The sequence below is a fragment of the Paenibacillus sp. MAEPY2 genome (assembly GCF_000499205.1).
In the GTDB taxonomy this organism is placed as follows: Bacteria; Bacillota; Bacilli; order Paenibacillales; family Paenibacillaceae; genus Paenibacillus; species Paenibacillus vandeheii.
In genome coordinates this window covers 235,078-249,046 of the sequence record NZ_AWUK01000013.1, presented here as the reverse complement: position 1 = coordinate 249,046, position 13,969 = coordinate 235,078, and the positions used below count along the sequence as shown (strand labels likewise).

General features: G+C 46.9%; 13 protein-coding genes. 8 read left to right on the top strand and 5 right to left on the bottom strand.

Annotated features, from left to right (window positions below):
- Positions 1 to 42 precede the first annotated feature (42 nt).
- The 5 genes from parE (at position 43) to P364_RS0113125 (ending at position 7,356) form a co-directional block, all read left to right on the top strand.
- Entirely contained in the window at positions 43 to 2,022 is a 1,980-nt protein-coding gene (gene parE / locus P364_RS0113145; protein ID WP_024630574.1) for a DNA topoisomerase IV subunit B, read from the top strand.
- 12 nt (positions 2,023 to 2,034) lie between these two features.
- Positions 2,035 to 4,497: a DNA gyrase subunit A gene (gyrA, locus tag P364_RS0113140; protein WP_024630573.1), complete on the top strand. Its 2,463-nt coding sequence runs from the start codon at positions 2,035 to 2,037 to the stop codon at positions 4,495 to 4,497.
- Positions 4,498 to 4,726: 229 nt separating this feature from the next.
- Entirely contained in the window at positions 4,727 to 5,164 is a 438-nt protein-coding gene (locus tag P364_RS0113135; protein WP_024630572.1) for a MarR family winged helix-turn-helix transcriptional regulator, read from the top strand.
- A 237-nt stretch (positions 5,165 to 5,401) separates the two neighbouring features.
- On the top strand, positions 5,402 to 5,848 hold the full coding sequence (locus tag P364_RS0113130) for a MarR family winged helix-turn-helix transcriptional regulator (protein ID WP_024630571.1): 447 nt from the start codon (positions 5,402 to 5,404) through the stop codon (positions 5,846 to 5,848).
- The gene (locus P364_RS0113125) at positions 5,845 to 7,356 is read left to right on the top strand and encodes a DHA2 family efflux MFS transporter permease subunit (RefSeq protein WP_024630570.1); all 1,512 of its coding nucleotides are present in this window, start codon (positions 5,845 to 5,847) and stop codon (positions 7,354 to 7,356) included. Before P364_RS0113130 ends, P364_RS0113125 begins: the two co-directional genes overlap by 4 nt.
- 114 nt (positions 7,357 to 7,470) lie before the next feature.
- On the opposite strand, the gene P364_RS0113120 is transcribed toward P364_RS0113125, so the two are convergent.
- From P364_RS0113120 to P364_RS0113110, 3 genes are all read right to left on the bottom strand, one after another.
- The gene (locus P364_RS0113120) at positions 7,471 to 7,815 is read right to left on the bottom strand and encodes an MGMT family protein (RefSeq protein WP_024630569.1); all 345 of its coding nucleotides are present in this window, start codon (positions 7,813 to 7,815) and stop codon (positions 7,471 to 7,473) included.
- Between the two features lie 122 nt (positions 7,816 to 7,937).
- Positions 7,938 to 8,669 (bottom strand): RluA family pseudouridine synthase, encoded by a 732-nt coding sequence (locus P364_RS0113115; protein WP_024630568.1) that lies wholly within the window; start codon positions 8,667 to 8,669, stop codon positions 7,938 to 7,940.
- 2 nt (positions 8,670 to 8,671) lie between these two features.
- A complete protein-coding gene (locus P364_RS0113110; protein WP_024630567.1) occupies positions 8,672 to 9,535 on the bottom strand; it encodes a class I SAM-dependent methyltransferase in 864 nt (287 codons plus the stop codon).
- A gap of 370 nt (positions 9,536 to 9,905) precedes the next feature.
- On the opposite strand from P364_RS0113110, the gene P364_RS0113105 reads away from it, so the two are divergent.
- The 3 genes from P364_RS0113105 to P364_RS0113095 are packed head-to-tail and all read left to right on the top strand — an operon-like array spanning position 9,906 to position 11,787.
- Positions 9,906 to 10,358: a flavodoxin gene (locus P364_RS0113105; protein ID WP_024630566.1), complete on the top strand. Its 453-nt coding sequence runs from the start codon at positions 9,906 to 9,908 to the stop codon at positions 10,356 to 10,358.
- Between the two features lie 6 nt (positions 10,359 to 10,364).
- A complete protein-coding gene (locus tag P364_RS35300; RefSeq protein WP_024630565.1) occupies positions 10,365 to 11,168 on the top strand; it encodes a hypothetical protein in 804 nt (267 codons plus the stop codon).
- 52 nt (positions 11,169 to 11,220) lie between these two features.
- Positions 11,221 to 11,787 carry a nitroreductase family protein gene (locus P364_RS0113095; RefSeq protein ID WP_024630564.1) on the top strand — a complete coding sequence of 189 codons (567 nt, stop codon included), beginning with the start codon at positions 11,221 to 11,223 and terminating at the stop codon, positions 11,785 to 11,787.
- Between the two features lie 22 nt (positions 11,788 to 11,809).
- Here P364_RS0113095 and P364_RS0113090 read toward each other — a convergent pair whose 3' ends face one another.
- Both P364_RS0113090 and P364_RS36860 read right to left on the bottom strand, forming a co-directional pair.
- Positions 11,810 to 13,267, bottom strand: a complete 1,458-nt coding sequence (locus P364_RS0113090; RefSeq protein WP_024630563.1) for a 4-hydroxyphenylacetate 3-hydroxylase family protein — start codon at positions 13,265 to 13,267, stop codon at positions 11,810 to 11,812.
- 204 nt (positions 13,268 to 13,471) lie between these two features.
- Positions 13,472 to 13,624 carry a DUF1540 domain-containing protein gene (locus tag P364_RS36860; RefSeq protein ID WP_072733378.1) on the bottom strand — a complete coding sequence of 51 codons (153 nt, stop codon included), beginning with the start codon at positions 13,622 to 13,624 and terminating at the stop codon, positions 13,472 to 13,474.
- Positions 13,625 to 13,969 lie beyond the last annotated feature (345 nt).

Below are 13,969 nucleotides of genomic sequence, written 5' to 3'. Positions count from 1 at the left end.
TTAGGCATTTTTTTAGTTGCAAGTTAAGAAGGGGGAGCATGAATGGTCGAGCAAATCGATATGTCGGCAGGTTCGACAGGCGGAGGACAAGGGTCTTCAGGCTACGACGCGGACGACATTCAAGTACTTGAAGGACTGGTAGCGGTACGGAAACGGCCGGGAATGTACATCGGCAGCACCAGTGCTTCGGGTCTACATCATTTGGTATGGGAAATCGTGGACAACGCTGTCGACGAACATCTCGCCAAATTCTGCTCCAAAATCGATATCACGCTGCATAAGGACGGTTCTATTACGGTTCAGGATAACGGAAGGGGAATTCCGACAGGTATACATAAAACAGGGATTCCTACTCCCCAGGTCGTGTTTACGATTTTGCACGCAGGCGGAAAGTTCGGTGGATCAGGATACAAAAAATCAGGCGGTTTGCACGGTGTAGGTGCGTCAGTTACGAACGCATTGTCCGAATGGCTTGAAGTCGAGATTTTCCGTGATGGCAAGATTCATCGTCAACGATTCGAGTATTGGCAGGACAAAAAAGGCGTTGAGCATGTCGGAGAACCGGTGTCTGGTCTCGAAGTATTGGGCAATACCAATCGGACGGGAACTAAAGTTACGTTTAAACCGGATATTCGGGTGTTTCAGAACGGCATTCAATTGAATTATGATACACTGGCAGAACGTCTTCAGGAGATTGCTTTTCTGAATTCAGGTCTGAGAATTGTGCTCAAGGACGAACGTTCAGGCAATCAGGATGAGTACATGTACGAAGGCGGAGCAAGCCAGTTTGTTGCTTTTCTTAACGAAAATAAAGATGTGCTGCATGATGTCATTCACTTCTATGCGGAGAAGGATGACATTGAGGTCGAAGTGGCGATCCAGTATAACGCGGGTTATACGGAAACGCTGGCGTCATTCGTGAACTCGATTCCCACCAGGGGCGGCGGTACACATGAGACCGGATTCAGAGCAGCTTATACACGTGTGATGAATGACTACGCACGGCGTACCAGCATGATTAAGGAAAAAGATAAAAACCTCGAAGGTAATGATCTGCGTGAAGGTATGATGGCGGTCATTAGTGTCAAAATGTCCGAGGTTGAATTCGTAGGACAAACGAAGGATCAACTCGGTAGCGCTTCCGCGCGAAGTGCAGTGGATTCTGTCGTGTCTGAAAATATCCAGCGGTTTTTGGAAGAAAATCCGCAGGTTGCGCAAACGTTGATTCGCAAAGCAGTTCAGGCCTCCAGAGCCAGAGAAGCTGCACGAAAAGCCCGGGATGAGATGCGAACCGGCAAAAAACGCAGCGAAAGCTCCAACCTGAACGGTAAACTGACTCCTGCACAATCCAAGGATTTTACCCGGAATGAACTGTTTATCGTCGAAGGGGATTCCGCAGGTGGTTCAGCGAAACAAGGACGTGACTCCAAGATTCAGGCGATACTCCCGCTTAAGGGTAAACCGCTCAATCCGGAAAAAGCGAAATTGGCCGATATCCTTAAAAATGAAGAATACCGTGCTATTACATCAGCGATCGGTGCCGGTATTGGAACGGAATTCGCAGTTGAAGACAGCAATTATTCCAAAATCATAATTATGACGGATGCCGACACGGATGGCGCACATATTCAGGTACTGTTGCTGACTTTCTTCTATCGTTATATGAAACCGCTAATTGATGCAGGGAAAATATATATCGCTCAGCCGCCACTGTACAAGCTGACGCGCAAATCCGGCAAAATGGCCAGTGTGCGTTACGCCTGGACCGATGAAGAGCTGGCAAATTACATGAAAGAATTCGGAAACAATGTGGAGCTTCAACGTTATAAAGGACTTGGTGAGATGAACCCGGATCAACTGTGGGAGACAACGATGAACCCGGAAACGCGTGCATTGCTCAAGGTAGAAATTGTCGATGCAGCCAAAGCAGAACGTCGTGTATCTACACTCATGGGTGATAAGGTTGATCCGCGCAAACGCTGGATTGTAGAGAACGTCGACTTTACAGAGTACGAAGAATAGAAGGTGCTTGGAATGAGTCTATCAGAACAATTTATGCCGGCCTTTCTCGAAGAGGTCGTAGGTGACCGTTTCGGTCGCTACTCCAAATACATTATTCAGGACCGGGCTATTCCCGATGTTCGGGATGGATTGAAGCCGGTGCAGCGGCGTATTCTTTACGCTATGTACGATTCAGGTAATACACCGGAGAAACCATATCGGAAATCCGCAAAAACGGTTGGGGATGTTATGGGTAACTACCATCCTCACGGGGATTCCTCCATCTATGATGGTATGGTGCGGATGGCACAGCCGTGGAAAATGGGGCATATGCTCGTAGACGGTCATGGAAACTGGGGGTCCCAGGATGATGACCCGGCAGCGGCCATGCGATATACGGAGGCCCGTTTGTCGCCCATTGCGATGGAAATGCTTCGCGATATCGAGAAACGGACTGTTCTGTTTAAGGATAATTTTGATAATACGGCCAAAGAACCGGTTGTATTACCGTCCCGTTATCCGAACCTGCTGGTCAATGGTGTAAGTGGGATATCGTCTGGTTTTGCAACGGAGATCCCTCCACATAATTTACGTGAAACTATTGATGCTTGTATTGCCGTGATGGAGAAGCCATCGATTGAACTGGATGAGATCATGATGTTCATGAAAGGTCCGGATTTTCCGACTGGTGGATTAATCATGGGCGGCGATGGAATTCTGGATGCTTATCGCACAGGTAAAGGACGGATCTATCTCCGGTCCAAAACCGATATCGAGAATATGCGTGGCGGCAAACAGCAAATCGTGATTACCGAGATTCCTTATCAGGTCGTAAAATCCCGTCTGGTTACAGCGATGGAAAACATCCGACTGGAGAAAAAGGTTGAAGGGATTGCCGAAGTGCGGGATGAGAGTGGGCGTGAAGGCCTGCGAATCGTAGTTGAGCTGAAAAAAGAAGCAGATGCACAAGGTATTTTGGCTTATTTGCTGAAGAAAACCGATCTTCAAGTCACTTACAACTTCAACATGGTTGCGATTGTGAATAAAGCGCCTCAGCAATTGGGGCTGAAATCCATTCTCGAGGCTTATATTGCTCACCAGCGTGAAGTAGTGACGTTCCGTACCCGCTTTGAGCTGGAGAAGGCGGAAGACCGTGCACATGTGCTGGAAGGTCTGGTAAAAGCTCTTAACATCCTCGACGAGGTCATTGCGGCTATCAAAGCGTCAAAGAACCGTCAGGATGCTCAAAATAACCTGATGTGGATGTTTGGTTTCTCGGAACGTCAGGCGGATTCCATTCTGACTTTGCAATTATACCGATTGACCAATCTCGAGATAACTTCTCTGGAAAAGGAACTCGGCGAACTGATGAAAAAGATCGCGCAGTTACGCTCCATTCTGGATAGTGACCGCAAACTGATCGGAGTCATCCGCAAAGAGCTGATGGAGATTCGTGAGAAGTACGGAATTGACCGTCGCTCAGCCATTCAGGGCGAAGTGGAAGAACTCAAGGTTAATCTGGAAGTGCTGGTGAACGCGGAAGATGTATTTGTCACATTGTCCAAAGAAGGATACATCAAGCGTACAGGCATGCAGTCATTCACACGATCCGGTGGGGAGCGTAACGCAAGTGGTGTGAAAGAAGGCGATTATATCGCCCAGGTCCTTGAAGTCAACACCCTTGAGAATCTGCTGGTATTTACGAAGAAAGGCCAGTATTTCCTGTTACCTGTGCATCAGGTGCCGGAATTCAAATGGAAAGATCCGGGGACGGCGATCGTCAACGTCATTCCTCTGGCGAAGGATGATCGGATCTCAAGTGTGCTTGCTGTTAAATCCTTCGAAGAACCGGATCACAGTCTGGTCTTTGTCACTCGCAAAGGACAGGTGAAGCGTACCGAGCTGAAGGATTACGTCACCAAGCGTTCCGGCGCTGTAGCCGCATGCAAAGTCGGCAAGGATGATGAGGTACTATCCGTTCATCTAAGCACAGGTGGCAAGGACATCATGCTGATCACCAAAGAAGCCATGGCCATCCGTTTCCGTGAGGATGAAGTGAATCCGATGGGGCGTGTGTCTGGGGGCGTACGTGGTATTCAGTTAAAAGAAACGGATGAAATCGTATCTGTTCTGTGGGTGGAAGGTGATGAAGGCGAAGTTGCTATATTGTCTGACTTGGGTTACGGCAAACGCTCATTGCTGCTGGATTATGCTCTGCAAAGCCGTGGCGGCAAGGGACTGGCAACCTTTGAGTTCAAGGAAGGCAAACGGGTGAAACCGAACGGTAGCCGAATTGCCGGAGCGTTCTATTGCAGGGAACAACGGAATGTAACGGTGATGACCAAGGAAGGTCAATCTCATCACATTTCTTCGGAATCTGTACCTATTACTGAACGGAAGCATATCGGTAAATTGCTTGTACATGTGGACAAACAGGATGAAATTGTGGAGCTTATCCTGGATCTCGCAGAGAATCAGGCAGCTTCTTCCTCCTAATAAGGATTCAAATAAGACTCTTTGCAGAGCAGGGAAACCTGTCATGCGAAGAGTCTTATTTTGTTGTTCGGACGCGGATTAAAAGAGAACCTCCATGCGAAGTTTAACAACCTTCGTCGATTACGGTCGATCGCTGGGAAATTGAAAAAAGGCAGCAGGAATGCGGCTTTGAAGGGCGAAAACTTAAGCAGGTGAAGTGATAACCGGTTGCAGAGAGGAGCGATGCAAGATGTATAATTCCGATTTTGCCAAGTGCTGGTCGAGGCTGACCAAGGACTACAAGCTGCATATGGATCATGAGCTGGCACCGTCTTTAACAGAGGCGCAGCTGGCCGTACTGGAGGTTCTTGAGGATCACGAGAAGATGAAACCATCCGATCTCATTCCTTTTCTGGCTACAACACCCGCAGCAGTAACAATGTTGTTGGATCGTATGGAGAAAAACGGTCTGATTCGCAGGGAACGCGATAATCAGGATCGAAGAATCGTATGGGTATCCCTGTCCGATAAGGGACGCATGGAGACCGAACGGGGGATCACGATCCGTAATGAATTTATGAATTCGGTTCTCAGCAATATTTCAATGCATAACCAGCAGTTGCTGGTTTATCTATTAGGCAAAATGACAACACCAAAAACAAAAGAGCATGCCTTGTCCACATCATAATGACGATGGACCAATAATAGTAACCATGGAACTCTTGCTGAAAATGCAGGAGCGCTATGGTTATTTTTTATTGATGTGTATATTAAGAGTTTTGCCTACTTTGAATGACTAAGAATAATTTATAGAATTTTATATGTAAAGAGTTGACTATGTAATTTTTTTTGTTATAATAAGTAATTGTTCCCCTGATATTTCGTGTACGAAATATTATATTCCATAAGTAAAAAGGGTGAATTAATGTCTGACACATACGAAGTATTCTACATTATTAATTCGTTTCGGCAGGTCAATCAAATGCTCTTCCGGGCATTCTGGAATGAAAACAAGGAAATCGAGCTCACTTCGATTCAATTTATGGTGTTATCCATATTGAAGGAGCGTCCTTCAATCGGTATCAATGAAGTGGCTGATCTCTGTCATATGGGCAGCAGCTCCATGAGCGCTGTGGTGGAACGTCTGGTTAAGGGTGAGTACATAGTTCGAACACGTTCGGACTCGGACCGCCGATCCGTAAAGCTACAGATTACGGATAAAGGGGAGCAGGCCCAGCAGGAAACACACCGTTTGTGGATGGAGCGAGTGTCACCCATTCTGGATATCCCGAAGGAAGACCTTGAGCACCTGCTAAGAATTCATAATCAAATGATTGAAAAGTTAGAAGGAAGAGAGATGAACAACCAATGAGTACTACTGCAGCAGCAGCGCCATCCTCCGCGATGGACAACATTAAGAAAGGCCCGATTGTGGCCGCATTGTTAATCGGTGCATTCGTCGCCTTCCTGAATCAAACGTTGATGAACGTAGCTCTTCCTAAGATCATGGAAGACCTCGGCATCGGAGCGAACAAAGCCCAATGGCTGACAACAGGCTATATGCTCGTCAATGGTGTGTTGATTCCGGTTACGGCGTATCTGATCGCCAAATTCTCGACACGTCAAATTTTTATTACAGCCATGACGCTATTTACATTAGGAACCTTGGTCTGTGGTTTAAGTCCGACCTTTGGTATCCTGATGGTAGGTCGTGTTATTCAAGCGGCGGGTGCAGGTATCCTGATGCCTCTGATGACCGTTGTATTCTTGACGATTTTCCCAATTGAGAAGCGTGGTCAGGCCATGGGTACGATGGGGATCGCGATGATTCTGGCCCCAGCCATTGGACCGACACTGTCGGGTTATGTGGTTGAGCATTATTCTTGGAGACTGTTGTTCTATATCATTTTGCCATTCTCTATCATTGCGACGGGAATCGGTATTGCTTTTGTCAAAAACGTAACACGTCAATCCAAACCTAAACTGGATTATCCAGGCGTTATCCTTTCTACACTCGGTTTTGGTAGCTTATTGTACGGCTTCAGTGATGCAGGTACAGACGGATGGGGCAGTGCCATCGTTATTGCTTGTCTGATTGTCGGGGCTGTATCTCTGATCCTGTTCGTTATTAGACAGATGACGACCGATCATCCGCTTTTGGAGTTCCGCATTTTCAAATACAACATGTACACATTAACAACGATCATTAATATGCTCGTAACGATGGCGATGTTTGCAGGTATGATTCTGCTTCCGATTTTCCTGCAAAATATTCGTGGATTCTCACCGATTGAATCTGGTTTGCTGATGATGCCGGGCGCGATCCTGATGGGGATTATGTCTCCAATCACAGGCCGCATCTTCGATAAAGTCGGAGCACGGTGGTTGTCCGTTGCCGGTCTTGCGATTACGGCCATCACCACTTGGGGACTTAGCCGTTTGTCGATCGATACAACGTATGGTTATATGATGTTTATCTACACAGCTCGTATGTTCGGTATGTCGATGTTGATGATGCCAATTCAAACGGCGGGCCTGAATCAGCTGCCACAGCGACTGAACGCGCATGGTACAGCGATGTCCAACACACTGCGTACAGTTGCGGGTGCCATTGGTACAGCGATTCTCGTTACAATTATGAGCAGCAAGCTGAAATCTCATCTGGCAGATACTCTGGCTACGGGCCAAATTGCTGCAGATGATAAGGCTGCAATGATGCGTGCTACCGCAGATGCAACAATCTACGGTGTAAACTATGCGTTTGTCGTAGCGACTGCGATGACTGTCGTAGCTCTGCTGCTGGCGTTCTTTATCCGTAAAACCAAACCGGCTACTGAACCAGTCACAACGGAGCAGCAAAAAGTGAATGCTACAGCTTAAATCTACGTAGATGACTGTTATTATTCATTCCATAAAGACTTTAAATATACCAAAAGAGAGTTCAGGCAGATCATACTGCTTGAACTCTCTTTTTTGTTATGCCTTGTTTTGACTTTATTTTTCATCAGTCGATGGATCAAGCAGGAAGGCAGGACCAGGATCATGCCCGAAGAGTCTGAGATCGATGCTCCCATCCATCTGAAATTCAACGCCCTCACTAACGAGCTCCGTCTCCTGCATCAGCCTCGAATGCTCGTCTGGAATGGAGATTAGACCTTTGGCGTTGACGACGCGGTGCCAGGGAAGACGCTCTTTCCGGCTCATGGAGTGCAGAATGCGTACAACCTGTCTGGCAGCTCTTGGGCTGCCTGCATGAGCGGCAATCTGCCCATAGGTCATGACTTTTCCCTCAGGAATTGCTGAGATGATGGCAACGACCTGTTTCGTAAACGGTGTCATTATAATGGGTCATCCTTTCCATTTGAGTAAAAAAACCGTGTCACTCAGATATGAATCTGGATGACACGGTTTACGGTTAGAAGTTGACCTGATCCTGTGGACGATTATTATTAATTTAAAAATTAATGTTCCGCTTTAAATGCTTTATCATACACAGCAGCCGGCCACTCTGCCCATGGGAATTCACGGGGAGGCAGGGACTGTAGGACAATTTCTTCCTTCGTTACGGGGTGAGGAAAAGCTGCAATGGCAGACCAGAGAGCGATTTGTTGTCCGGGCTTATTCACACTTGCACCGTACTTCTGATCTCCGAATAGCGGGCAGCCGATTTCTTTCATTTGAACCCGAATCTGATGGGATCTGCCAGTGTGCAGTTCGATATGAACCAGACTATAGCGATCGGTTTCGCCAATGACTCGGTAATCCAAAACGGCGTCTTTACCGCCGGCTGTACCCTGAGGTACAACGGTGACGGTATTCGTACGCGCATCTTTTAGCAGGGTGTGTTTTAACGTCCCTTGCTGTGCAGGCAGTTTGCCATGTACAACAGTCGCATATATTTTGCGGAAATGACGTCCGCGAACCGTCTCGGATAATCTTGAAGCTGCCTTCGATGTTTTGGCAAAAATCATCGCACCACCAACGGGGCGGTCAAGACGATGCACCAGTCCGAGATAAACGTTGCCAGGTTTGTTATACCGTTCTTTCAAATCCTGTTTCAGCAGTGTAAGCAAATCCGGATCACCTGATGCATCTTCCTGGGTAGGAACATTGACCGGCTTCGTAATGCCTAACAGGTGATTGTCCTCAAACAGAATCGGAATATCACCGGTTCCTTGCAAATGTTCGGACATGATCAGGACTCCCAGCGGCCCAAGATGCCACAAGGCAGATCCAGACCACTACGGGTAATTGGAAGACCAATCTCGCCTGCGGTAATTTGACCGCCGTACTGGGCAGACATCGTCATTGTCAGCATGTTGCGCAGAACGGTGGAGGAGATACCGGTTGTATAGGAGTTGACCAGCATGAATAATGGGTTATCCGACAAAATTTCCATACACGATTTCAGGAAAGGATAGAGGTTTTCTTCCAGCTTCCATGTTTCCCCGTTAGGGCCTCGGCCATAGGAAGGCGGGTCCATAATAATCGCGTCGTACCGATTGCCACGGCGTTGTTCGCGCTGCACGAATTTGAATACATCATCTGTGATGAAACGAACAGGGCGATCTGCAAGTCCGGATAATTGAACATTTTCTTTCGCCCACTGCACCATGCCTTTGGCTGCATCTACGTGTACTACTGAAGCTCCAGCATAAGCAGCTGCAACTGTAGCACCGCCTGTATATGCAAACAGGTTGAGTACAGAGATGGGACGGCCTGCTCCGGCGATTTTATCCATCATCCAGCTCCAGTTGGCCGCTTGCTCAGGGAACAGACCGGTATGCTTGAAGCTGGTTGGTTTAATGTGAAATTTCAGGTTCTCGTATCCGATGGTCCAGCGTTCCGGGATCGGTTTTTTCATATCCCAGCTGCCGCCTCCTGAAGAACTGCGGTGATAATGGCCGTGCACCTGGCGCCATTCATTGGTTTCTTTTTCAAGGGGCCAAATGATCTGTGGATCAGGTCTGCGCAAAATCACATCACCCCAACGCTCCAGCTTTTCGCCGCCTCCTGTATCGATTACTTCATAGTCCTTCCAGTTCTTTGCTACGTACATAAGTATTTATCCATCCTTCAAAAGTCATTTGGATACTATTGTACAACAAAAAAGGGCCTGTACGCCAGTTACGGTGGGCGGAAACCCATTGTGGAAAGATGATCACCTCATGCTGCACTTTCATAACTGGAATATAATAAATCTGTTCATAAAATGATTTTTTATAATAGTTGATCAAAAACGCTTGGCCTAACGAAGTCAAAGTGCTTTTCATGGTGTTGATTAGGGTTCATCACCATATACTGAAATGGAATGCGAGTGAAAATTTAATTTGACAATGATAATCATTATCACATATGATTTTGATACATTCAAATGTTACTTCTTCAGGGACAATATGACATGATCAATAAAAAGTGAGGGAAAATAGATGGCTAAATTGTTAGTGGCTTATGCAAGTATGACTGGAAATACGGAAGAGATTGCGGAACTGATTGTAGAAGGAATTAAACAAGGTGGGCATGAAGTGGATCTCAAGTCCGTCACGGATTGCAATGCATCTGATGTGCTTGATTATGATGGGTTTCTCATTGGGGTATACACGTGGGGAGACGGTGAACTGCCGGATGAATTCCTCGATTTTTACGAAGATCTGGATGAGCTCGATCTGAGTGGCAAACGAGCTGCGGTGTTCGGAAGCGGAGATACTTCTTATGAGCAGTACTGCGGCGCCGTTGATCTCGCGGCTGCGAAGCTGGTGGAACGTGGGGCGGAGGTATCTCCAGACATGCTGAAGATTGAATACAGTCCGATGGAGCAGGAGAAGGATACGTGCCGTGATTTCGGTAAACGGTTTGCTGCTGCCGGATTACAGGTGTCCTAATAACTTATGTTAAGACATAATGTTAAGGCAGCTTTGCAGCCGGGAATGCCAGACACCCCGGTACGGCTGCTCGAAGATTACAGATTGGAAGAGATGCTGCGCAGCCCGCATCGGTTCATCCGCCCGGAACCGGAGGCTGAGCAGCGCTCTCCGCTGCAATGGAGACACCGTGTACAATATGCAGTCAGCCATGCAGTTAATGCTTTTTACAGTTTGGACCCGGAAGTGCGCAAAGAGGTGCCTGTACAGTATTTGCTCGAAAAGTGGTGGCCCAGAAAGGCAACCGGTTTCGAATCGGTACTTCATTATTGGGATGTAAAAAACAAAATTACGGATGAATTATCCCTCGCCATTGCCATGAACGATGATCTGAAGCATCCAACCATGTTGTTTGAACAATGGCGAACAGAGCTTCCTTCCTTGTCGATGCATCTGTCCATGATCTTTCAGGCAGCTTGGCAGCCAGAGGGCTGGGATTCACTGCTCATTCAAAAATATATGGTTGTCCATGATCCAAACGTCGTTGAGGCATTCCAGCACATGGTGAGCGCGTTCTGTTGGGAAGCCTTTGGCAAGCTGCCAGGCATGATCGAAATCTATTGTTTACTCGAAGGCCGTAAGATTCGATACATCCCTGGACGTCAATCGCTTGTCCGTTCAATGGATTATATTCGATTGATTCGGGATAGCATTCCGAGCGCAGAGAAGTTGGAATCTGACCAATTTACGGTTCGGGACAAAGTCAGAGTGCATGAAGAGGTCGATCGTTGGAGAAGTGAGACTGAACCGAAAAAAAACTGGTTGATGTGAAGAAAGACAAGGATGTTGTGATATATGGTGCAGTTCAAGGGAGGGATAAGCCATGTCTACCGGTTTGAGACATGATGCAGCAAGCGGCAAGAAACGTACAGGAACTTGTGAATTCAGCCCGTTGCCCGTGCCACAGTCGGTTATAAGACAGTTGCTGGATGAAGCAGATCCATCTTTATATGTGACGAGTTCAGAGCCTTGGCGGTTTATGTTGTTCGCCAGTGAAGGACGTCAACTGTATCTGGAGGCGGTGAGACAGAGTTATCCACCACATTTGGCAGACCGTTACGGGGACTGGGCTACATATCAATATACCGAGGCTATCCCGGCACATCTGGTTGTCGTCGCCCCTTCAAGTGCGAGGGAAGACCATTTAATGCCTGCAAAAGCCTGGAGCAAACGTTTTTGCATCCTGGCAGCGGAGCAAGGCTTGAATGCTGTCTGGAAGATCAATGACTATCAACAGCATCCCGTGTTTATGAATTTGATGGGTTTAACGAGTGAGGAAAAGGTATTGGGAGTATTCCACATCGGTTACGGAGACCAGTCTGCACTTCGGGATACTGATGCAGGCAGACCAGCCTCTGAACTGATGACGGTCTACGACCATCTGGTTTGAATGAGGGAATCCTCCCTCATTCTTATTTGCCGGTCTTGGAAATAAAATTACGAACGAGCTGACGATACGATTGATCTGCAGAGTATGCTGAATAAATCCGGTTCGACACGGTGATCGTGTTGCCAAAAAAGAATCGTTCGAACTGGGTCTGTCTGCCTCCAAATGATCCTGCTCCAAGCTCCCAGATCAGGCGGAACAATGCGGTGCGTTCCTGGGATACCATATCGGTTCCCCTTAGGTAGATATCCAGGTGCGGCGCGATATCAGAGCGGAATTCTTCTTCCTGAGGCACCATAATTACGCCGCTGGAACCTAAGAGCTGCAGGATTTCAATCATCTCAGGATACAGCTTGGGGAACAAAAGGTTTGCTGCCATTAATGGTTTGGGGGCAGGTACAATAAATCCCCGTCCATCTGTTATAGCACCGGCTTCTGCTGCCAGAGCCAGTGCTTTTAACGTTTCAAGGCCGGTGAGTACTCTGGCTGTTTTCTCTATCACATGAGTTTCGGCTACCTGGTCAAGCGTATCCGTGAGTAACTGAATGGTACCCAGAACAAATTCCGTTTTGGCAATATATCGGCATATGACCTGATGTCCCGCGTGAATGTGAAAATTGCTACCGCTAAAAAGCCGACCGGAAACTTCTTCATTACCAGCGAAAAATATTCGCTCATGAGGAACAAGCACATGATCAAAAATGACGATGTTGTCCATCTCTTCATATCTGGAGCTGAGTGGATAGTTGAAATTGGATTCGGCTGCGTAGGTATCCCGACAGATGAGACTGATGCCGGGCAGGTCATTCGGTACAGCAAAGGCAAATGAGAACGGATTTTCATCGTCGAACGGTGCTGGTGAAGGGGAAGGATACACCAGTATTTCGTCTGACGTGGCGGCCTGAGTCGCCATCATGAATGCACCATTGATGATCAGACCTTCTTCAGTGCGATCCACCACTTTTGCGGCAATGGAATCTTCGGTCGCATCCAACTGTCCCGAAATTTTACTGGCATGAGGCTGAATGAAAGCATGGGAGAGCGTAATGTCATTATCCCGGCAGTAGGCATAGTAGTTTTTCAAATTTTCGGCGTATTGTGGTGATACTTCTTCAAGAATAGCTGCTCCGGTATAAAAGGCCATGATCGCTGTGTTCATATAGTCGGGTGATCGTCCCAGAAACCCATGATGTGTTCCTGACCAGATGCTCATTGCTTCTCGACGTCTGCGCAGATCATCCACGCTGGTTGGTGGCAAAAAGGATATGCCTACGGGTTTTCCATCAGCTGGGGACGCATAAGTCATCGTGTCGATAAAATTTGGATCGGACTGAAGATCATACAGTTTGGCTTGTGTATCCATCAAACCTGCAAACGCAAAATGTTCAGAACGTTTTCCGGTAACAAGCTCCCCTTTGTACCAGCAGGGGACAGTCTGGGCATCGATACGTTCAATATACTGTTTGCCACTTTTTACGGGCATCGTTACTCACCTCTATGATCTATTCGTTCATGGGCAGTTTGACTGCTCTCGTAGTGTACGTCAATAGGCAGTCCAATGTGCATGAAGAGAGGGGAGTTCAGATTTTGCAGAAAAGAGCTTGATAATAATTATCATTCTTGTTACAATAGCAAAAGAAAAAGGAACCGCGAAGGCTCCTTTAACTTGTACAATATGAATTTCTTCTTATTTTACTTCAAATGTTTTGCAATCCGTTTCAGCGGATTCGCTTACTTTTTTGGAACTGTGACTCACGATGTAGATTGAAGAAGCATTGCATTTGTTTTCTTGAGCCCAGTGACGACAGGAATTAACCTCACATAATACGTCTTTTGCCATGATTGTTAACCTCACTTCGATTGGATTACATTCGTTGGTATAAAGAACATCCGGAAATGACAAGTTGCCGCTTGTAAATCTGGAAAAATTTATGCTCTCTCACGTAAATGGAGGGCTTTTTTGCGTTATACACAACGATGCATATTTAGAATAGCAAATTTTTCTGCTGTAAGCAACAAATTGGACGACCTTGCCAAACAATGATGGACGAGCCATGATAACTTTGCAAATTGGTCGCCATATGTTATGATTTAATAGTAAAAATTACGATTAAAATAAGTGTTAAGTAGGAATGAGAATGAATTGATGGGGTTTAATTTGGGATGACCCCCTGAAACATAGAAG